General features: G+C 68.0%; 19 protein-coding genes and 1 pseudogene. 6 read left to right on the forward strand and 14 right to left on the reverse strand.

What is annotated here, in order from left to right; genetic code table 11:
- Positions 1-53 precede the first annotated feature (53 nt).
- Complete coding sequence (locus tag ABD259_RS06430) at positions 54-1,625, forward strand: MFS transporter (protein WP_344160791.1); 1,572 nt, start codon at positions 54-56, stop codon at positions 1,623-1,625.
- A gap of 140 nt (positions 1,626-1,765) precedes the next feature.
- Here ABD259_RS06430 and ABD259_RS06435 read toward each other — a convergent pair whose 3' ends face one another.
- On the reverse strand, positions 1,766-2,572 hold the full coding sequence (locus ABD259_RS06435) for an SAM-dependent methyltransferase (RefSeq protein ID WP_344100127.1): 807 nt from the start codon (positions 2,570-2,572) through the stop codon (positions 1,766-1,768).
- Positions 2,573-2,771: 199 nt separating this feature from the next.
- On the opposite strand from ABD259_RS06435, the gene ABD259_RS06440 reads away from it, so the two are divergent.
- Complete coding sequence (locus tag ABD259_RS06440) at positions 2,772-3,248, forward strand: hypothetical protein (RefSeq protein ID WP_344160793.1); 477 nt, start codon at positions 2,772-2,774, stop codon at positions 3,246-3,248.
- Positions 3,249-3,669: 421 nt separating this feature from the next.
- Here the strand turns inward: ABD259_RS06440 and ABD259_RS06445 are convergent, their stop codons facing one another.
- Together ABD259_RS06445 and ABD259_RS06450 are read right to left on the reverse strand one after the other, a co-directional pair.
- Entirely contained in the window at positions 3,670-4,788 is a 1,119-nt protein-coding gene (locus ABD259_RS06445; RefSeq protein ID WP_344160795.1) for a hypothetical protein, read from the reverse strand.
- 284 nt (positions 4,789-5,072) lie between these two features.
- Positions 5,073-6,113, reverse strand: coding sequence for a helix-turn-helix domain-containing protein (locus ABD259_RS06450; RefSeq protein ID WP_344160798.1), 1,041 nt, complete (start codon positions 6,111-6,113; stop codon positions 5,073-5,075).
- Between the two features lie 96 nt (positions 6,114-6,209).
- On the opposite strand from ABD259_RS06450, the gene ABD259_RS06455 reads away from it, so the two are divergent.
- Together ABD259_RS06455 and ABD259_RS06460 are read left to right on the forward strand one after the other, a co-directional pair.
- Positions 6,210-7,106 (forward strand): alpha/beta hydrolase, encoded by an 897-nt coding sequence (locus ABD259_RS06455; RefSeq protein WP_344160801.1) that lies wholly within the window; start codon positions 6,210-6,212, stop codon positions 7,104-7,106.
- 87 nt (positions 7,107-7,193) lie between these two features.
- On the forward strand, positions 7,194-7,586 hold the full coding sequence (locus ABD259_RS06460) for a cupin domain-containing protein (RefSeq protein ID WP_344160804.1): 393 nt from the start codon (positions 7,194-7,196) through the stop codon (positions 7,584-7,586).
- Between the two features lie 14 nt (positions 7,587-7,600).
- On the opposite strand, the pseudogene ABD259_RS25800 reads toward ABD259_RS06460, so the two are convergent.
- Both ABD259_RS25800 and ABD259_RS06465 read right to left on the reverse strand, forming a co-directional pair.
- Positions 7,601-8,327: pseudogene (locus tag ABD259_RS25800) on the reverse strand (transposase family protein); the annotation flags it as partial.
- A gap of 50 nt (positions 8,328-8,377) precedes the next feature.
- Entirely contained in the window at positions 8,378-9,361 is a 984-nt protein-coding gene (locus ABD259_RS06465) for an oxidoreductase (protein ID WP_344160807.1), read from the reverse strand.
- 55 nt (positions 9,362-9,416) lie between these two features.
- On the opposite strand from ABD259_RS06465, the gene ABD259_RS06470 reads away from it, so the two are divergent.
- The gene (locus tag ABD259_RS06470) at positions 9,417-9,845 is read left to right on the forward strand and encodes a MerR family transcriptional regulator (protein WP_344100143.1); all 429 of its coding nucleotides are present in this window, start codon (positions 9,417-9,419) and stop codon (positions 9,843-9,845) included.
- A gap of 218 nt (positions 9,846-10,063) precedes the next feature.
- Here ABD259_RS06470 and ABD259_RS06475 read toward each other — a convergent pair whose 3' ends face one another.
- The 9 genes from ABD259_RS06475 to ABD259_RS06515 form a co-directional block, all read right to left on the reverse strand.
- The gene (locus ABD259_RS06475; protein ID WP_344160810.1) at positions 10,064-12,196 is read right to left on the reverse strand and encodes an iron ABC transporter permease; all 2,133 of its coding nucleotides are present in this window, start codon (positions 12,194-12,196) and stop codon (positions 10,064-10,066) included.
- Positions 12,193-13,176, reverse strand: coding sequence for an ABC transporter substrate-binding protein (locus ABD259_RS06480; protein ID WP_344160813.1), 984 nt, complete (start codon positions 13,174-13,176; stop codon positions 12,193-12,195). The genes ABD259_RS06475 and ABD259_RS06480 overlap by 4 nt, the downstream gene beginning before the upstream one ends.
- 56 nt (positions 13,177-13,232) lie before the next feature.
- Entirely contained in the window at positions 13,233-14,069 is an 837-nt protein-coding gene (locus ABD259_RS06485; RefSeq protein WP_344160816.1) for an ABC transporter ATP-binding protein, read from the reverse strand.
- 328 nt (positions 14,070-14,397) lie between these two features.
- Positions 14,398-14,910 carry a hypothetical protein gene (locus ABD259_RS06490; RefSeq protein WP_344160819.1) on the reverse strand — a complete coding sequence of 171 codons (513 nt, stop codon included), beginning with the start codon at positions 14,908-14,910 and terminating at the stop codon, positions 14,398-14,400.
- A 624-nt stretch (positions 14,911-15,534) separates the two neighbouring features.
- Positions 15,535-16,326 (reverse strand): sirohydrochlorin chelatase, encoded by a 792-nt coding sequence (locus tag ABD259_RS06495; RefSeq protein ID WP_344160822.1) that lies wholly within the window; start codon positions 16,324-16,326, stop codon positions 15,535-15,537.
- Complete coding sequence (locus ABD259_RS06500) at positions 16,326-17,021, reverse strand: phosphoadenylyl-sulfate reductase (RefSeq protein ID WP_344160826.1); 696 nt, start codon at positions 17,019-17,021, stop codon at positions 16,326-16,328. The genes ABD259_RS06495 and ABD259_RS06500 overlap by 1 nt, the downstream gene beginning before the upstream one ends.
- Positions 17,018-17,224, reverse strand: coding sequence for a hypothetical protein (locus ABD259_RS06505; RefSeq protein WP_344160829.1), 207 nt, complete (start codon positions 17,222-17,224; stop codon positions 17,018-17,020). The genes ABD259_RS06500 and ABD259_RS06505 overlap by 4 nt, the downstream gene beginning before the upstream one ends.
- Before the next feature lie 9 nt (positions 17,225-17,233).
- Positions 17,234-18,946 carry a nitrite/sulfite reductase gene (locus tag ABD259_RS06510; protein WP_344160832.1) on the reverse strand — a complete coding sequence of 571 codons (1,713 nt, stop codon included), beginning with the start codon at positions 18,944-18,946 and terminating at the stop codon, positions 17,234-17,236.
- Positions 18,947-19,130: 184 nt separating this feature from the next.
- Positions 19,131-19,220, reverse strand: a complete 90-nt coding sequence (locus ABD259_RS06515) for a putative leader peptide (protein ID WP_332459723.1) — start codon at positions 19,218-19,220, stop codon at positions 19,131-19,133.
- Between the two features lie 277 nt (positions 19,221-19,497).
- On the opposite strand from ABD259_RS06515, the gene ABD259_RS06520 reads away from it, so the two are divergent.
- Positions 19,498-20,736, forward strand: a complete 1,239-nt coding sequence (locus ABD259_RS06520) for a YihY/virulence factor BrkB family protein (protein ID WP_344160835.1) — start codon at positions 19,498-19,500, stop codon at positions 20,734-20,736.
- Positions 20,737-20,828 lie beyond the last annotated feature (92 nt).

Here is a 20,828-nt window from a genome sequence, read left to right on the forward strand (position 1 = left end):
CCTGCGACCGCCTCCGCAAGCCCGTCACAGGAAAAAGGAAACAAGGCCCTGCTATGCCCTCCACCGTCGTGGACCGCTCACCCCTGCCCCCGCACTCTCCGCCGCACGCCCCCCAGGGTCGCCGCGGGAACCCCTGGCTGACGCTCATCGCCGTCGCCTTCGGCCTGTTCATGGTCGGCCTCGACGGCAGCGTCGTCTCTATCGCCAACCCCGCGATCGGCCGGGACCTGCACGCGTCAACCGCCGACCTGCAATGGGTCACCAACTCCTACCTGCTTGCCCTGGCCGCCGCGCTCATCCTCGGCGGCAAGCTGGGCGACCGCTTCGGCCGCCGCACCTTCTACATGGTCGGCGTCGCCGGGTTCACCGTCGCCTCCGTCGCTATCGGCCTCGTCGGCTCGATCGAGGGCGTCATCGCCTTCCGGGCGGTGCAGGGCTTCTGCGGCGCCCTGCTGATGCCCAACACGCTCGGCCTGCTCCGCGCGGTCTTCCCGGCAAAGAAGTTCGGGATGGCCGTGGGGATCTGGGCGATGGTGTCGTCGGTGTCCACCGCGCTCGGGCCGATCGTCGGCGGGCTGCTCGTCGAGCATGTCGACTGGGAGTCCGTCTTCTACATCAACGCGCCCATCGGCATCGCCGCCCTCATCTTCAGCGCGTTCGTGCTGCCGCGGAGCAGGAACGCCGTCGAGGACCAGCGCTTCGACATCCCCGGCGTCGTCCTGCTGGCGCTTGGCCTGCTGGCCGTCGTCTTCGCCGTGGTCAAGGGGGAGACCTGGGGCTGGGGCTCGGCCGCGACCCTGGGCACGCTCGCGGCGGGCGTCGTGGTGCTATTGCTCTTCGGGTGGTACGAGGCGCGGATCGCCCATGCGCTGCTGCCGATGCGGCTGTTCCGCAGCCCCGCGCTGACCGTCGGCGCGGTCATCACGGCGGTCAACTTCTTCGTCCTGCTGGGCGTGATCTTCTTCGTCATGCTCTACCTGCAGAACGTGCGCGGCTTTACGCCCGTCGAGGCCGGTGTGCGCACGCTGCCGCTCAGCCTCGCCTCGGTCGTCGCCTCGCCGCTGGGCGCGAAGCTGACCGAAAGGTTCGGCGCCCGCTTCTCCATGCCGCTCGGCATGGTTCTGCAGGCCGGTGCGTCCTTCGGCATGCTCGGCTGGGGTGCGCACTCCCCGTATGCCGCGATGTGGCCGCCGTTCATCGCGCTCGGGCTCGGCGTCGGCATGGTGATGGCCGCCTCCTCCGACGCGATCGTGGGCAACGCGCCGGTCGAGGACGGTGGCGTGGCCGGAGGCCTGCAGGCCACGTCGCTCCAGATCGGCGGTGCGCTGGGCACCTCGGTCCTGGTCTCCCTGATCGGCACCCGGGTCGGATCCACGCTGACGGGCGAATTGACGTCGGCCGGTGTGCCCGCGCCCGCTGCCGAGGGCCTGCATGAGGCCAAGGACGCGGTGGCGATGGGTGCCGCGCCGGTGTCCGCGGACATGCCCGGACAGCTGAGGGCCGCCGTGCTGGAGGGCAGCGGCCAGGCGTTCATGAACGGCGTGCACACGGCCGCGCTCGTCACCGGCGTGCTGTGCGTCGCGGGAGCCGTCCTGGCGGCCGTGTGCGTGCGGCGCGGCACGTAGGGATCGCCCTGCCGTGGTGAGAGGCGCGGCGGCCCGGCCTCAGGGTGGCGCCGCCGCACTCCCCGGGGCGGGGAGCGTGCCGCTCGCCGCTTGTGGCCTCGGCCGCACGCCGCAATCGCGGGGATCCATCCAGAGCGGGGTCACACCTTGCGTCCCACCGCGCAGTACTGCAGCACGTCGGGGCAAGCGTCGCCCTTCGGCTCGGGCCGCCAGCGCGAGCACGAGACGACGCCGGGCTCCAGCACCTCAAGTCGGCGCATGAACCGGGCCAACTCACGCGGCGAACGCAGCTTCTGCGGCGTCGCACTCGTTTCGTTGAGCTTTTGGATTGCCTCCTCGGTCTTCACACCGCCGACCTCGGCGGTCGGGTGGGCCAGGGCCAGATAGCTACCTGCGGGAACGGCGTCCAACAATCGGTCGACGATCGCGTGAGCCTCGTCGTCATCCAGGATGAAGTTGAGGATCCCCAGCATCATCACCGCAACCGGCTGGCCAAAATCAATGGTCTGGGTCGCCTTCGCGAGGATCCGCTCGACATCGCGGGCATCGGCGTCGATGTACTCGGTCGAGCCCTCCTCGGTTCCGACGAGCAAGGCCTGGGCATGCAGGAGAACGATGGGATCGTTGTCCACATAGACGGTCCGTGACTCGGGAGCAATCCCCTGAGCGACCGTGTGCGTGTGATCCACGGTCGGCAGCCCGGTCCCAATATCGAGGAACTGCCGGATACCGGCCTCACCCGCCAGAAACCGCACGACCCGCGCCAAGAACGCCCGGTCCGCCCGGGCGACCTCCCGCAGGTCCGGCTGCAGCTGCAACGCTTGGCGCACGGCCTCGCGGTCGGCGGCGAAATTGTCCTTCCCGCCCAGCAGGTAGTCCCAGAACCGCGCCGAGTGGGGCACGCTGGTGTCGATCTGATGAGGAAGGTCAGGAGTGGGGTTACTCATTCACAACGCTCCATCGTGTCTCGCTGGAGTCTCCGCGTGCGCATCACGTCCGCCGGACATTGGACGGAATCCTATGACTATCGCTGGCACACCGGAAAAATCAGGCGACACCACCCATGACAGCCTGTTAACGTCCCCTGGTCACGGGCGCCCCCACCCGGCTCAGCGCCAACAGAACAAGAAGAACCAGGAGTCACTTTTGGCCTCAGGCCTCGATCTACGCGAAGTGCAGGTGGGAATCTACGGAACACGTTCTGACCTGCACTGGTATCTGGAGGAGATCCGCGAACTCCTTGACGAGACGAAGCAGCACGGCTCTCCGGGCATGGCGTACGAACTCCACTACCTGGAAAGCGACGCACCGGGTTCGCCTGAAGTACCCGAGGAGAACCAGACGTCCATCGCGGAGATGTACGAAGAACTCCCCGAACAGTGGCGCGACGAACATCCCGGGGAGACCCCAGACAACCGGTCGGTGTTCGAAGTCCGTGTCGGAATCCTGAGCACGTGGGAGGAGTACGACTACCTCAACGAGCGTCTCCCATTGCTGATCTGCCCGGAGCCATTCCACAAGGGCCCCTGCCGCATGCCGTGGTCGGTCGCCTCCTGTTCCTCGTCGGTCAGCCCGGAATTGCGTGTTTACCTGGAGGCCCGCTACGCCCACCTGCGCGACTGACGCGACCGGAGGCACCGCCGGGGCGCAGCACCTCCGGGCCAATCGGTTGTGCCAGCACCACACGAGCACGCCGTCGCGCCTGAAAGCGAACACCTCGGCGTCCCTGGAACGCGAAGAAACCGCCACCGTTCAGCTGCTGCGCGATGCCACCTCCTGCCGGGGAGGTCACGCCGTAGCAGACATGCACGAAGTCTTCGGTGTCGTCATCCCAGCAGTCGCCGAATACCTCCAACGGAGCATGGGTACGGTCAGGCACATAGGGCCTATGAGGATAGGTAACTGCTGGCCTTCTCGTGTGCCGGATATAAAGAAGGCTCCCCGCTATTCTCGGGCTGAGAATGGCGGGGAGCCTCGGTACGTGCGGGTAGGTATTCGTCACGACCCCATATCCGGTTAATCCGAAGAACTCAGCTGCAACGCCTCAAGCCACGTCGGCGGCGTTGCTCAACCACTTTCCGGCCTCCAGCGCCTGACGGATAGCCGCGTCACGGGTCTCGCGGATGGACTGGAGCTCTTCTCCACTCTGCAGGTGGTCGCCTCCAGGGAAGTCGGCGGTAGCTTCGGCGAGGAGGTCACCGTACTCGTCGTTCCTGGCTATGTTGGCCTCAATTTGTTCCCACTCGCGTTGGGCAGCGACGGCTCGGTCGATCTTGCGAACGTAGTCCTCGATCGCCTCGACCCGGCTGCTGATTGCTTCTCGTGAGGAATTGATTGCGTCATGCTGCGGCTGTAGGGACGAACGGACGGTGTCGGACACGGCCGCGTTGAAACGTTTGTTCAGGTCCGTGCGCAGGCGGGTCTGTTTGAGGAGGACTCGGGCCAGCCGCCATTCCTGATCACGGAGGACCATGTCGGCATGCTGTCCGTCGAAACCATCCCCGAGCGCTGAAGCGGCAGGCCGAACGCGCTGGCGGGCCCGTTGTACTCTCTGCAAGAAGCGGATTTCCTCGTCGCCGAGGTCTGCCGGAATGATGTATTGGCCCTGGTAATGGTGAGCGGCTTGTTCAGGATCGATCTTTCTGGCCTTACCGCCCGTGGTGTCCTGGCTTGGGTCGCTGAAGAGCGTTGCGAAGGTGAAGAGCAGACCGAGTAGGGCGGTGGCCCCCGTGAGCAGCCAACTTACCCCTGTATCCCCGAGCGCTTCGACAACAGTGATCAAAGTGGCCGCGAGCACGATGGACAGGAGGCCGATCCAGCACCCTCCCGCTCGGAATGCCATGACGATACCGCCGAGCACAAGCAGTGCGAAGATCCCCATGATCAGGGGCATGATTATTGTGGTGAGCCACAGCACCCCTCCGCTGAGCAGGCCAGTGAGGATCAATAGGGCGACGGCGAGGGCGACCTTGCCTCCATTGGAGAGGGGCTCGCGCTCTTTCTGCTCGGTGGGGAGAGAGCTTTTGCGTCCTGGGGTTTCATTAGAGGAGAGTAACTTGCTTGTGTCCGATGACAGGGCGGTAATAGCCTCATTGGGGAGGTCCGGGTGGAATGCCGGAAGAGCTCTCTGCGGGGGGTTCTTGTCGTTTTCTTTTGTCGTCAAAGTGGTCCTCGGTTGCCTTGGGGAATAGGTTCGAGGTCGGAGGCTCCCCGAACTTGGAACACTTTCTGGCTAGTGGGTGCCCCCAAGACTAGCCCGCTCTGGTCAGGGGCGAGCGGCCAGCTAGGCCCTCTTGTCTTGACTGAAGACACCGTCGGCCCTGGGCTGAATACACCGGAACCGGTGAGGACGTCCCCTGCTGCCACACGGTGCAGCAGAACGCCGACGAACTTGAGACCAAGCGCACCGCCGTGTACGGGTAGCGGGGGAGAGGCGGCATCTCTCCCTCAGTCGGTGAGTAACCGCCATGCGGTCAGGGCGAGACCGGCCCGTATCAGTCCGGTGGGTTCGGTGAGTTCGATGCCCAGGGTCTTTGCGATCTGTTCGAGTCGGCGGGCGACGCTGCTGTGGTGCAGGTGGAGGAGGTCGGCGGCCCGGCGTAGGGAGCCGGTGGCGCAGTAGGCGTCCAGAGTTTCCAGATCCTCTGGGTTGTCGGCGATTCGGGCGATCGCGGTCACGTCGGCGTTGTCTCGCGCGGTGTCCTGGGGTAGCTGCGCGAGCAGCGCCAATGCCCCCAGGTTGTCGTAGTGGACGACAGGTCGGCGTGGGGTGGTGAAGCGGAGGGCGGTGCGCGCTTCATGCCAGGACCGGTGGGGGCTGTCGGCGGCGCCGATGCCCGCGCGTACGCCTTCCGGAAATCGGGCCCGGTCGACGGTGGTCGCCAGGATGACGCCCACGTCGGCGAGCGGCGCCGCCTTCACTGGGCGGGCTGGGCAGACCAGGCCGCCGACCTGGTCGAGCGGAAGCCGCGACCGTACCGCGACAACGTGGACCGGCAGGTCGGCGGCGAACCCCAGGAGCCGTAGCGCCCGAGCTCGGGCCGCTTCGTCGCTGTCGGAGCTGATCACTAGTTCGACGAGGGCGGGGTCGGCCATCGTGGTGCGGGCCGGGCCGTACCGCTCGACGACCGCCGCGGCGGCGATGGAGAGCCGGTCCAGCAGCAGCTCGTCGAGGTCGAACGAGCCGGACGCCGCGGGGCGTTCCAGCCACACCGTGCCGATCTCCTCCTCATCGAGTGTGATCGGCGTCGTGGCGGCCGTGAGTGGCGGCGGGGCGGACGTTTCCCTGCCATCCGGCGAGACGCGGATCGCCCGCCCCGCGCCGTGGAGCCGGATCCCGGCCACGCACTCGGCCAGGCCAGCCGAGGCACGGGCGAGTGCCGGGAGATCCACCCGTCGGCGCATCAGTGTGTCGTAGAACATGACGACGCGGATCGCGCCTTCTGCGTGCGAATCCAGGTGCGACAGCCGTAGGGCCAGTGCCTCCATGACGGAGAGGATATGCGCCGATCGGTGCGCGATTTAGCCAGAACCCCCGACGTTTGGCGGGTGATCCCGGAAATGGCGACCGGCAGGATGGCCCACATGGATCCCGAACTGGAAGCTTTCGTCCCGCTGTTCCCCCCTGCCGACCTGACCAACCCCGTCACCGCGCGCAAGAACCTCGCCGAGCTCGCCGGCGGGGCGCCGGCACCGGACACCACGGGAATGAGAATCGAGGACCGCACCGTGCCCTCCGATCCGGACGTGGTGGTGCGGATCTATCGCCCGCACCGGGCACAGGGCGCCATCGTCTGGCTGCACGGCGGCGGATTTGTCATGGGTGACCTGGACACCGAGCACCCGTGGGCCGCCCGGGTGGCGCACGACTCCGGCTCGATGGTGATCTCGGTCGGCTACCGCGTGGCCCCCGAGCATCGGTTCCCGGCCGCCCTGGACGATGCCTACGCCGTGCTGACCTGGGCCGCCGAGCACGCGGCCGATCTCGGCGTCGACCCATCCCGCGTCGCGGTCGGAGGTCACAGCGCCGGCGCGGGGATCGCGGCGGCCGTGGCGCTGCGGGCCCGTGACCAGCAGGGTCCGCCGATTCGCTGCCAACTGCTCAACCAGCCCGAGCTCGACGACCGTCAGGAGACATGGTCGGCACGGAATTTCACCCATACGCCCTGGATGACCCGCGACAAACTCGCCGCAACGTGGCGGCACTACCTGGGCTCCGCGCCCGCCACACCCTACGCCGCCCCCGCGCGAGCCACCGACCTGTCCGGCCTGCCACCGGCCTACATCGCCACCGCGGAGTTCGACCCGCTCCGCGACGAAGGCATCGAGTACGGGCTGCGCCTGCTGCGGGCGGGTGTGCCGGTCGAACTCCACCAGTGGCCCGGCACGTTCCACGGCTCGCAGGCGATCTTGTCCGCCGAGGTGTCGCAGCGGCAGATCGCCGAGCTTGGCGCGGCCCTGCACCGTGCCTTGGCCGAGTGAAGTGGTCGCGGCCGAAACGGCCGATCACGTTCGGGCCTCAACCACAACCCACCAGATGAATGACCACCGAGGGAAGGACGTCTCGACATGCCTATGACTCCGATCGACCTCTTCACGTCCGCTATCCACCTGCACCAAGACGGCCAGGTGAACGCCGAGCAGCAGACGATGGGCTCCGAGCGCGAGCGGGGCAGCTGGCTGCTAACGGCCGTTCATGCGGAGACCGACGCCGACGTTCACGGCGACCACTGGGAAGTCCACCCCGACGCGGATGAATTCGTCTCCTGCCTCTCCGGCGCAATACGCCTCATCCTCCGTCCGGAACAGCTGGGAGACGAGGAGGAAGTCAAGCTGACGGCTGGAACCGCAGCCATCGTGCCGAGCGGGCGATGGCACCGCATCGCACTCGACGCCCCCGGCGACATCATGGCCGTCACCCTGCCACGTGGCAGCCGTCTGGAGAAGCGGACTGATGCCTGAGGGCAAAAGGGTTGGAGATGGGCGACACGGCAGCGTAGTTGCACGGCACGCGATCCACCGCCTGCGCCCCCGTTGGTGGGGTGGCAGCCGTTGTGCATATTCCACACGCCGATCGCGGCTGCGGGTTCGTCCTCGCTCGTGGGCTCCCTGGTGTAGAGAATCCCCTGTGCCAGGATGCGCTGGTAGCGCTCCACCTTCGCGTTGTGCCCCGGCGTACTCGGATTGATCGTCCGGTGGCAGGTCTGTTTGCCAAGGATCAGCGCGGAGTCGCCAGACCAATAGCACGCACCGTTGTCCGTCACCACGCGGTGGATGCGGGTGATGACGCGCACGGCAAACGACACCTTGGCCCGAGCGGGATACGCCGCCGCGGCGGCGTATCCCGCTCGGGCGCCAGCGGTACGGTGGAGGCGAAGTGCGAGAAGCCGTCGGCGATGGAGTACGGCTAGACGTAGCCGCACTTTGCGCCAGCAGGCTTCGCTCGGCCCATGCCCTTGGCTTGTTCGCTGCCGCGGCCGTGGACGCTCCAGCCGCCATCGGGGATCCGGCCCACCTTATTTCGCTCGCACACGTCAGCGGGCGTGGTGTTCGGGCTCCTGTGGGGGGTCGAGGATCGGTCGGCCACTCCCATTTCCCCGTAGCGGTGGTAGCGATTGACCGAGTCCGAGGCTCATACCCGTAAGATCTCCATCTCGGCCGCGACCTTCGCAATCGGTCGGGGAAGCGGCATCGCTCGACCAGCCGCCGTCAGCCTTTAGGACTTTTAGGACTGAGCGGGGTTTTGCCGCGGGTCACTTCGGCCCCCTCGCGTTCCAAACCGAGCGGACACCGGTGAGGCTGGTCGACACCCGCCACAGACGCTCGGCACTCTCACGGTCGAGCGCGTAGTTCCGGACGCCGCCGTCATCCATCGATCCATCGGGCGCGGCGAGCGGGGCGATGTCGCAGTTCTCGCAGTAGAGGCCGCCGCGACCATCCAGAGTCCGCGACGTCGCGGCCCACAGGCCCGTGGCCGCCCCTTGGCTCCGTGTCTTGAAGCCGCGACCGATGATGTGGCCGTCGGTGTCGATCCAGCCGAGCTCGACCTGCTCGGCGCGAGTCAAATCCCGCTGCAACTCGGTGAGGATGGGCCCGGGGTGCAACGAGAACGCCCTGACTCCATCCGACCGACCGAGCTCGTCCAGGTGCGCGGCGAAAAGCACGTTGGCGGTTTTCGACTGCCCATAGGCCACCCACTTGTCGTAGCCGGAGTCGAAGTGCGGGTCGTCCCAGCGAATGTCGGACAGGTGGTGACCGGCCGAGGAGTAGCAGACCACCCGCGCCCCACCGCCGCGCGCAAGCAAGGGAACGAGCAAGTTGAGCAGAACGAAATGGCCGAGATGGTTGATCGCGAACTGACTCTCCCAGCCAGGCCCGACTCGGCGCTCTGGGGAGGCCATTACGCCCGCGGCGGCAACGACGAGATCCAGTTTCGCTTCGGCGTCCAGTAGCTGTTCGCACGCACGATGAACGCTGGTGAGGTCGGCGAGGTCCATCGGGACGATCGTGCACTCGACGTCGATGAGCCTGTTCCGAGCGAGTCGCGGCCGCCGAGCCGGAACGATGACGCGTGCGCCTGCCTGGGCCAAGGCCCGGGTGGTCTCCAAGCCAAGGCCCGAATACCCGCCCGTCACCAAGGCCGTCGTTCCGTGAAGGTCGATGTCCGCCATCACCTGCTCGGCCGTGGATGCAGCCGTGAAGCCCGACTGCACCGGCATCTGCTGCAAATGTGCCATGCACCGGACGCTAGGATCTAGAGCGCACTCTAGATCAAGTTGTAGAGGTGTGACCGTGACCTCCGCGCCAGCCACCAGCGGTACCTTCACGATCGGGGAGGTCGCTGACCGCACCGGCCTGAGCGTGCACGCACTGCGGTACTACGAGAAGCAGAATTTGCTGATCGGCCCCGTGCAGCGCACAGCCGGAGGTCGGCGAACCTACACAGCAGTCGATGTGGACTGGCTGATGATCTGCGTCAAACTCCGCGAATCCGGAATGCCGGTGGCGGAGCTGAAAAGATTCGCCGAGCTCGTCCGCCAGGGTCCCGGCAACGAAGAGCAGAGACTCCAGCTTCTGGACACCCATCGTCGACGCGTCGAGGCGCAGATCAACGCGCTCGAAGAGTGCCGATCGTTGATCGAATGGAAGGTCGGTGTCTATACCGGGCACCTCCGCGCTGGTGAGGCCGAGGGTCTGTGGGATCCAACACGTCACGGCTGAGACCAACGCGCTTCTCCGCGAGGCACGTCATCAACGCCCCGTCTCACGTACCTACGCTGGGGCCCTACACCCCGTCCACAACATCCACAACGACGCGCCGCCAGGTTTTGTGGGCTCCGACCCCCAAGCGCGCGGGGCGCCTGAGCGGCCAGGGCAGCATCGGGGGCAGGTAAGACCGCACGGCGGCCCAGCCGCGCCGCGGCTACTCGCGCTCGGTCTTACCCCGTGGCCCGGCTGATGCGGGTGCGCCAGAGGAGCCAGATGAAGTAGGGCGTGCCGACGAGGGCGGTGAGGAGCCCGGCGGGGATCTGGGCGGGGGCGATGACGGTGCGTCCGATGGTGTCGGCGAGGGAGACGATCAGCGCGCCGATCAGAGCCGCGACGGGGAGCACACGGCCGTGGCGGGCGCCGACCAGTGCACGGGTGATGTGGGGTGCGACGAGCCCGACGAAGCCGATGACGCCGACGGCGGAGACAGCGGTGGCGGTGAGCACCGCCGCCGCTCCGAGGGCGACAAGGCGGGTGGCTTCGAGGCGGACCCCGAGGACGCGCGGGGTGTCGTCGTCAAGCGCCAGGAGGTCGAGCTCGCGGCGGACCAGCACGATGACCGGGGTGGCCACGACGAGGGCGAGCGCCACCGGCAGGATCTGCTCTGACGTGCGGCCGTAGGTGGAACCGGACAGCCAGGTGAGCGCTTTGGCGGTGTTCCACGGGTCGAAGGCGACGATAAGGAACGTGGTGACGGCGTTGGCGCCCATCCAGGTGCCGATGCCGATGAGGATGAGCCGGTCGGAGTTGAGGCTGCCGCGCCAGGACAGTCCGTAGACCAGGGCGAAGGTCAGCAGGGCTGTGGTGGTGGCGACCCCGGTCATGGTCCACACGCCGACGCTGGGCATGAACGTGATCAGCGCAACCGCGCCGACTCCGGCGCCTGCGGTGATGCCGATGATGCCGGGTTCGGCGAGCGGGTTGCGGCACACGGCCTGCACGACCGTGCCCGCGACGCCGAGCGCGGCCCCCGAGAGCAGGGCGCCCAGCACACGCGGGTAGCGCTGGTCGAGCACGAAGGTGAGGGCGGTGCCGGTACGCCCGGAGAGCCAGTTGGCGATGTCGCCGGTCAGGACGAGGGTGTCGCCGAGCAGCATCGCCGCGACCAGAGCGCCCGCGACGAGGGCGGTGCAGCCGCACAGAATGGTCAGGTAGCCGCGGGTGGAGCGCAGCGCACCCGCATGTCCGGCGGCCGGCTGCCGGGCGGGGCCGGAGTCGCGGTGGCGGCGCGCCAGCCAGACGAGCACGATGGCGCCGAGGATGGTGGTGACGACCCCCGTGGGGATGTCGACACCGGCCTGCCCGCCCAGTACGGCGCGCACGGCTATGTCGGCGCCGAGGACGATCAGCACCCCGGTGAGAGCGGCGAGCGGGAACAGCAGCCGGTGCCGCCCGAGACCGGGGATACGGGTCGCCACCAGCCGGGCGATGGCGGGGGCGGCGAGGCCGACAAAGCCGAGCGGCCCGACGAGGGTAACGGAGGCAGCGGAAAGCAGGACGGCGAGCAGGACTGCGGTCAGGCGGGTGCGGGCGACCGGGACGCCGGTGACGGCGGCGGTGTCGTCACCGAGGCCGAGAATGTCGAGGCGGTGCCCGATAGCCCAGCAGCCCGCGACACCCAGGACGATCACCGGCAGGAGACGCAGTGTTGCGGAGAGGTCGGTCTGCACGAGGGAGCCGTTGCCCCAGGCGAACAGGCCGTGGGTCTCCTGCTCGTAGAGCAGCAGGAACAGAAACGTCAGCGACTGCAGCGCCAGCATGATCGCGGTACCGGCGAGGATCAGCCGAGTGGGACCGGTGGCGCCGCCCGCCGACAGCATCAGGACGAGGCCCGCGGCGGCGAGCCCGCCGACGAATGCGGTCCCCAGGGCGGCCAACCCGCCGAGGAACCCGGTGCCGGCCATGGACAGGCCGAACGCGGCGGACAGCACGACGGCCAGATGGGCACCGGCGTTGACCGCGAGCGTGTCGGGCGAGGCGAGCGGGTTGCGGGCCACGGACTGCAGCACCGCCCCCGCGACCCCCAGGGCGACGCCGACGACGACGGCGGCGAGCATCCGCGGCAGCCGCGAGGCGATGAGCACGTCCGCGGTCTGGCTGTCACCGTCGCCGAGGAGCACCCGCAGCAGATCGCCGACGCCGACGCTGGACGTGCCCTGGGTGACGTGGACTCCGGCGAGCAGCAGCGCGACGATGCCGCATACCAGGTAGACCGCGGTGGCTGGGATCGGACGTAGTGGCGGCGGCGCCGGGGCGCCCGCGACGGGCGCCCCGGACCGCGGCCGAAGAAGCGCGCGGCTCACGACGTGTAGATCTTGACGATCTCGTCGGCGTACTGCTCGCAGGATTTCGGCCCGCCGAAGGTCCAGATGCCGTCGCTGAGCTTGTGCACCCGCCCGTCGTCAACGAACGACAGCGATTCCCAGATCCGGTTGCCCTCCAGCCCGTCGGCGAACACGTCCTCGCCGTCGGAGGCGTTATAGAGGAACCGCACGTCGTCGCCCTCGATGGTGGTCAGCCCTTCGACGTCGGTCTGGCCGAGTCCCCACACCTGGTCGGCCTCGCCCTGCCAAGCGTTCTCCAGGCCGAGCTGCATCGCGACCTCGGAGACGAGGGCTCCTTCGCCGAATGGGCGGATGGAGACGGCGCTGCCGTCCTGCCAGCCATCGGCCATCACGAATGACTGCCCGGCAGCACCGGCATCGGCGATCTCCTGCTTGCCTTGGGCGAGCGCGCTGTCGAAGTCGGCGAGGACCTGCTCCGCCTTGTCGCTCTTGCCGACGGCGGTGGCGATCATCGTGAAGTCGTCGCGCATACGCTGGAGGTTGTCCGAGGCGTCGCTGCCCTTGGCGACGAGCACGGGGACGTGCTCCTCCAGCTGCTCGACCACGTTGGACTCGCGTGTCTCCTCCATGACGACCAGGTCGGGGTCGAGCGCGACCACGGAGTCGACGCTGGGTTCGGCGCGGGTGCCGACGTCCTTCACGGAGTCGTCGAGCTTCTCGGCGGTCACCCAGGTGCTGTAGCCCTCGGTGTCGGCAACCCCGACCGGCATCACACCGAGCGTCACCAGCATTTCAGCCTCGCCCCACTCCAGGGCGACGACCTTGCGCGCGGGCGCGTCGAGCGTGATCTCCTCGCCCCGGCTGTCGGTGACGGTCACCGGCCCACCGGCCGCTTTCTCGTCGTCGGTTTCGGTGGGCTTCTCGGTGGTGCCGCACGCGCTGAGCGCCAGCGCGGCGACCATGCCGGCGGCGAGCGCGGCGATTCGGTGTCGCAACATCGGGTTCTGCCTATCGGTTGGGGGATATCGGGGATGGGGATGCGGACGAGCGTCCGCTACCGCGTCGTCTCGCGGAGCCGGTGCGTATGGCGGCCGACCGGGCATGTGGTGATCGCGCCGGTCAGGGGGTCGGAGCTGACGTCGATGCGGATGCCGTACGCCTCGGTCAAGTCCTTTTCGGTCAGCACCTCGGCGGGGTCTCCGGCGGCGCGGACACGCCCGCCATGAAGCAGGACGACGTGGTCGGCGACCTGGGCGGCGTGGTTGAGGTCGTGCAGCACGACGCCCACGGCGACAGCGTGGTCGTCGGCCAGGTCGCGGATCAGGTCGAGGATCTCGATCTGGTAGCGCAGGTCGAGGAAGGTGGTGGGTTCGTCCAGCAGTAGCACCCCGGTGTCCTGCGCCAGGCACGTGGCCAGCCAGACGCGCTGCCGTTCTCCGCCGGACAGCTCGTCCACCGGCCGGTCGGCCATGGCGGTAACGCCGGTGACCTCCATGGCCTGGGCGATCGCTTCCGGCCCGCCGGGGTCGTCGGCGCTCCACCGGCTCCGGTAGGGGTAGCGGCCGTAGGCGACCACGTCGCGGACAGTCACCCCGCTGGGGGTCGGGCGGCTCTGGGCGAGGAGCGTGACCCGGCGGGCGAACTCCTTCGACGTCAGCGCACGCGCCGGGGTACGGTCGGCGAGAACGACCTCGCCGCCCGTCGGGCGATGCAGTCGGGCCAGCGCACGCAGCAAGGTTGACTTGCCGCTGCCGTTGGGGCCGACCAGGGCGGTCACCACACCCGGCAGCAAGCGGATCGAGGCGCCGTGCACCACTTGGACGCCGTGGTAGCCGACGTCGAGCTCGCGTCCGTCGATCCCGGCGCTTGAGCTGCCTCTTTCCTCACGCATGGCTAGGCAGGTTAGCCTAACCTAAAGAATCCTTCAACTGCTGGTCATGGACCCACGGTGAGAAGTGTCCCAGGTCACGATGCCTCTGGCCCGTGCGCCCGGTGAAGGAGGAACGGCGTACGCTCTCGGGTTGCGCGCGGACGGCGGCGGTGTCGCCGCTCGGCCGCGGGTAGGGCGTGTCCGACGACGGACCACGGTGCGGGTCGGTTCCGCCCGACACTACGTCCCACGATCGCGGCGGGCATCACCGGCGCACCGGTGGCCTGGGCGCCCGTTTACACGTTGAGCGGCGGCAAGCCGCTCAACGAGGAACATCACGGCCGGAGCTCTAACGCCAGCGGTCGCAGTCACCCCCGCTCTTGCACACCGCGACCCACAGGCTCCGCATCGGCATCCGTGGATGCCTGTATCTCATTTGCGCCTTGGCGGAAGTCGGTGCGTACTCTCCTTCGGTGCTCGCGAGGTACGCAGTGAAGGTCTCCCAGCCGCCGTTGCGGAGCTTGTAATTGGCCAAGAATTCGGCGTACTCACCATCCCCAGTGGTGTCATGTACTCGACCGTCGAGATCGACACGCAGCCAGCCGCCCTTGTGGTAGTTGGACCAGCAGATCTTGGCCCAGAGCCAGGCGCCGCTAACCGAGCTTGTGGGTTCTCGGCATCCGGGCACCGCAGCCTGCTCGGAGTCCGGTTCCGGCAGGGCGATCTCGACGTATTCCACGGAGCGGGTCGTCCCCGTCGTGACCGGCTTCGTATCGGCGGATCCGGGCGCACCCATCAGGCCAGTGGCCAGGCTGAACCCCGAGATGACAACCGCGATGCGGCGGGTCGGAGAATTCTGCATCGGATCATTTCCCTTCGTGGATCCCAGTGTCCCTGTGTTGATCTACAGGGGGGCGGGTAGCGGGATTGTGAAGGATGCTGTCCTGCGATGAATTCGACACACTATCAAACAGGTGCGCCTTTGTTGGGTGTCGATCATGGCCGGATTAGGACATAAATAAAATTTAATAGTTTCCGGTGATGTTGATGTTGGCTGGACATATTTTTTGCTGGTGCCGCTCAGGCGAAAAACTGCCAGACGGGTCACCCTCAAAAAGTTCCGACGAAATGATCCAGGTGTGCCTGGAAAGCCGTGAAGCCGATGCTCTGAAGGGGGGCGGGCCCACGTGCGTCAGAGGACGCCAACAGCGGGCTGGGGCGCGTGAGCACCCCGCCGACCAGGAGCGACTTGCGTGTTGGGAGCCATGTCAGAAGGTCACCGACAGTTGCTCGCTCCCCGGAACACTCCGATCATCCGGCGTGCCGGAGATTTCAGCCCCGTACACGCGGGGATGGAACCAGCAGCCAGTTCGCGGGCGCGGGGATACCGGCCTGCTCCCCGCGCGGGGATGGTGCATAAGACGTGGTGGGGGCCCGTGGGGCCCCCACCACGTCTTGGATGACTAGGAAGGTATTTAGTGCTATCTCAGGACGTTCTGATACCTGAAAGGGGGACGTTGCGCTTTGCTGCCTCGTAGCGGTTCAGGATTACCTGAGCCAGCTGAGGGGCGTCGCCCAGGGCCGGGGACACAATTGTGGCGCCGTTGGCGATGGACTGGTCGGCGACGCGGTCGGAGAAGAAGCCGGGGGCTAGAAGGTAGCCCGACACTGCGATCTTCGTGGCGCCAGAGGCTTGCAGTCGGGCAACTGCTTCTCCCGGGGTGGGCGACGCGGCCGAGGCGTAGGCCGGGGTGACCTCGCGCCATGGTCCTCGGGCGGCGAGGTCGGATGCCATCTGTTCAATGACGCGATTTGCCGCGGCGTCGCTCGAACCCGCTGAGGCCAGTACCAGGGAGGTGTCAGGCGCGGCCACCGCGCCCGCTTCGGCCAGGCGTTGTTCGACTGCGTCGAGCAGTAGCGGGTGCGGGCCCAGCGTGTCGGCGTAGTGGATGTGCAGCCACGGGCAGGACTCGCGGACCCGCTCCAGCACCGCAGGCAGGTCGATCTTGCTGTGGTAGGCGGCGGTGAGCAGAGCGGGCAGGACGACGACCTCGCCCGCTCCCTCCGCGGCCACCGCCGTGATGGCCTCCTCGGCGCTCGGGGCGACGTGGTCGAGGTAGGCGACCCGCACGTCCAGGTCCGGGCGGAGGCGTCGCACGCGGGCGAAGATCTGCTCGACCGCGTGCGACGACCGCTCGTCCTGGCTGCCGTGGGCCACGGCGACCAGGGGGATGGGTGCGTTCCCAGCCCCCCGCGTCGTGGCGGCTCCGCGTGCCATTAGAGGTGGATTCCGCATTCGGTCTTGCCCATCCCGGCCCAGCGGCCGCTGCGCGGGTCTTCTCCGTCGGCCACCGGCCGTGTGCAGGGGGCGCAGCCGATGGAGGGGTAGCCGTCGTACTGGAGCGGGTTGACGATGACGCCGTTCTCCTCCATGTAGGCGTCCACATCGTCCTGGGTCCACCGCGCGATGGGGTTGACCTTGACCATCTTCTTCCGGGGGTCCCACTGCACCACGCCCACGTTGCGCCGTGTCACCGCCTCGTCGCGGCGCAGGCCGCTGACCCAGGCGTCGTAGGGTTCGAGCGCTCGCTGTAGGGGTTCCACTTTGCGCAGGTAGCAGCAGATGTTGGGGTTGCGTCCGTGCAGCCGTGGCCCGAGGTCGCGGTCCTGTTCTTCTACCGTGCGCAACGGCGTCACGTTGATCAGGTTGATCGGGTACACCTGCGCCACCGCGTCACGCGTGCCGATCGTCTCCGCGAAGTGGTAGCCGGTGTCCAGGAAGATCACGTCGACGCCCGGCTTGACGCCCGACACCAGGTCGACCATGAGCGCGTCGGCCATCGAGGAGGTCAGGCACAGCCGGTCGCCGAAGGTCTCGGCGGCCCACTGGATGATCTCCTGCGCGCTCGCCTCCTCCAGCTGTTCCGAGGCCCGATCCGCCAGGGCCTGGCCGTCCTCTAGTGCGACGTTCATGCGTTCTCCACCGTCCCGTCCGTATGTCTCTCCGCGCTGGCCACGGCCGCCGCGCGGAGTCCGACGAACTTCACTCGAAACACCCGTGCGCACGACATGCAGTCCCAGGCGTATCCCGCGCCCTTTTCCGCGTCGCCCTCGTGCGGCATCAGGTCCTCGTCTCCGCAGTAGGGGCAGTAGTGCGGTGCCGCCCGTTCACTCACGTGTCTCACTCACTTGAGGTCGCTGTCTTCGGCCCGGCCGACCCACGTCGCGAACGCCTCGCCGTCTTCCTTGGTCTCCAGGAAGCGGCGCAGCACCCGCTCGACGTAGTCGGGCAGTTCCTCGGCTGTCGTCTTCAGTCCGCGCACCTTGCGGCCGAACCCGGCGGTGAGCCCCAGGCCCCCGCCCAGGTGCACCTGGAAGCCCTCCACCTGCTCGCCGTCGGCGTTAGTGACCAGCTGGCCCTTGAGCCCGATGTCGGCCACCTGAATGCGGGCGCAGGAGTTGGGGCACCCGTTGAGGTTGATCGTGATCGGCTCCGGGAAGTCCGGCAGCCGCCGCTCCAGTTCCTCAACCAGTGACGCGCCCTGCGCCTTGGTCTCGACGATGGCGAGCTTGCAGAACTCGATGCCGGTGCAGGCCATGGTCTGCCGCCGGAACACGCTCGGCCGGACCTCCAGGTCCTCGGCCTCCAGTGCCGCGACGATCGAGTCCACCTGGTCGTCCTCGATGTCGAGGATGACCAGCTTCTGGTCGGCAGTGGTGCGGATGCGGTCCGAGCCGTGTGCCTCGGCGATGTCGGCTACCCGCGTCAGCTTGGTTCCGGAGACCCGGCCCACCTTGGGGGCGAAGCCGACGTAGTTGCGCCCGTCGCGCTGCCGGTGCACGCCGACGTGGTCCCGGCGCAGTCCCTCCTGCAGCTCCGGCTCGGGGCCGTCGGGTAGGGCGTAACCCAGGTACTCCTTCTCCAGCACCTCGCGGAACTTCTCCGCCCCCCAGTCCTTGATCAGGAACTTGATCCGCGCGCGGTGCCGCAGCCGCCGGTAGCCGTAGTCGCGGAAGATCGAGCAGACCGCTGCCCACACCTCGCTGACCTGTTCCGGGCGGACGAAGGTGCCGAGCCGCTTGGCGAACATCGGGTTAGTGGACAGCCCGCCGCCGACGAACAGGTCGAACCCGGGCGTGCCGTCCGGTCCGACCACCCCAGCGAACGCCACGTCGTTGATCTCGTGGTTGGTGCAGTAGGAGGAGCACCCCGAGATCGAGCTCTTGAACTTGCGCGGCAGGTTGGAGAAGAGCGGGCTGCCGATGTGGTCGTCGTAGACCTGCTGGATCTGGTCGGTGGCGTCGACGATCTCGTCGGCGGCGATGCCGGCCAGCGGGCAGCCCAGGATGACGCGCGGGGTGTCGCCGCAGGCCTCCATCGTGCTGAGCCCCACGGCCTCCAGCTTCTCCCAGATCGCGGGCACATCCTCGATGCGCACCCAGTGCAGCTGGACGTTCTGCCGGTCGGTGATGTCGGCGGTGTCGCGACCGTAGGCCGTGGAGATCTCGGCGACGGTGCGCAGCTGCGCTGCGCTGAGCTGGCCGCCGTCGATACGGATCCGCAGCATGAAGTAGCGGTCGTCGAGCTCCTCGGGCTCCAGGACGGCGGTCTTGCCGCCGTCGATGCCCGGTGCGCGCTGCGTGTACAGCCCAAACCAGCGGAAACGGCCGCGCAGGTCAGCGGGGTCGATGGAGTCGAATCCGGCCTTGGAGTAGATGTCGATGATCCGTTGCCGGACGTTGAGCCCGTCGTCGTTCTTCTTGTTCTCCTCGTTCTTGTTCAGTGGTTCCCGGTAGCCGAGGGCCCATTGGCCCTCGCCCCGGCGCGGCCGAGGTTTGCCGACGCGGTCGGTGGGGGCGGCGGGTGCGGAGCCGGCCGGTGCGGATGTGGGAGGCATCGCGGAGTCCTCCGGAGAGTGCGCGGGGGGCGGGGAGCGGCCGCCGCGCGCATCACCGCCGGGCTCCGTGCCCGGCACGTCGTTGTGCTCTGGTCACGTAGCTCGTCTACGGGTGATGGGTATACGTCGGCACCACTCACGCCCCAGAAAATGGGCGGAATCGATCACACGGTGGTGGCGGGGTCTAGCCGACGTTGCGACAGATGGCGCTGCTGACCCGCAGAAAGTCCACGTGGCGGCGCACGCGGAGCATCGGGTCCAGAACAGCAGTCATGCACTTGACGATGACATGGCGCAGGTTGGTTTGTCCAGGGATCGACGTCGCCTGTACTTCGTGAAGCACGTCACGTCCAGGGGTTCGAGGGTGGTGTGAGGGGCGGGCGCGCGGAGCGGGCCCTTCGCCTACGGTCGTGTCCGGTCGTGTGGGGTGACCTCTGGCCGACCGTGCTCGGCCGGCGCTGGTCACGATCGTCCATCGAATCCATATGGATATGCGCGGATCGGTCATCGGAAGCGGTGCTGGTGGCGGGGCTGCGCCTAGGTTGGACCGCGTGTGGGGTTGGTGGGAACGAATCTGGCGCGGTGTCGACGAGGTAGTCGCCCGGCACCGACGGCTGGGCAACCTCGCCCTCCTTATCGGGCGTACCGGCCGCTCGGCGGCCCGAACCCGCCTCATCGGCCTCTCCGCCGAGTCGGCGTTCTTCGCCCTGCTGTCGCTCCCCGCGCTGCTGCTGGGCCTGGTGGGCACCCTCGGCCACCTCAGCGCCGTGCTGGGGACACAGACCGTTCTGGACATCCGCGAATGGATGCTCGACCTGGCGACGAAGGCGGTGACCGCCGATGTCGTCAGCACGGTCGTCGTCCCCCTGATCGACGACTTCCTGCGCGGCGCCGAGGCCAACGTCCTCTCCCTCACCTTCCTGGTGTCGCTGTGGTGGGGGTCGCGGGCGATGAACGTCTTCATCGATGCCATCACCATCGCTTACGGGCTGGAAGGCCTGCGCGGCTATTTCCGACGGCGGGCGCTGGCGTTCGTCGCCTACCTCGGCGGCCTGCTGTTCGCCCTCATCGTGCTGCCGGTTCTGGTGGCAGGGCCCGATCTGGTGCGAGAACTGCTCCCGGTCACCGCGGGTCAGCTGAACTTCGCCTACTGGCCAGTCGTCGGCGGCCTCTCGGTGGCCGCCGTTGCCATGCTCTACGCGTTGGCGGTTCCGGTGCGGATGCCCCTGCGCCGCCACCTGCCGGGCGCCGTGCTGGCGACGCTCATCCTGATGGGCGGATCGGCACTCCTGCGCCTCTACCTGAACCGCTCCTTCGGCGAGGTCACCATCTACGGATCGCTCGCCGCACCGATCGCGATCCTGGCGTGGTTCTGGGTGGTGGCGATGGCGGTCCTCGCGGGCTCCCTGCTCAACGCCGAGATCGACTCGATGTGGCCGACCGCCCGCACCGCCGCCGCCCGAGCCGAGATCGCGGCCCGCCGCCACGCCCACGCGACTCGCCTAGTGGAGCGGCGCGAGCGCGCACTGCGCACGGTCGCCGAGGGCGGTGACGAAGGCGATGACGACCGGCGCGACGAGGAGGCGGAGGACCACGGGGATGGCGGGACCCCGGAGCATCCCGAGCCGGAAGCAGCGACGGCGGGCGGCGCACGGCCGGAACAGGACGATTCCGCCGCCCCAGCTCCGTGCCGCACCGCGACTACCGCTGGCACTGCGGAGGACATGGAGTTCGGGGAGGGGCCTGAGGTCGAGGAGGACCGCTCTCCCGGCGTGCGCGGCGCGGAATGAGAGCAGAGGCACGCGGTCGGCGGGAGAGACGGGATCGCGCGATCCGGCATGATCATGTCTGGTCGGCTTCCTCCCGGTTTTTCCGGCGGGTC

The sequence above is a fragment of the Nocardiopsis rhodophaea genome, from assembly GCF_039530945.1.
Lineage (GTDB): Bacteria > Actinomycetota > Actinomycetes > Streptosporangiales > Streptosporangiaceae > Nocardiopsis_C > Nocardiopsis_C rhodophaea.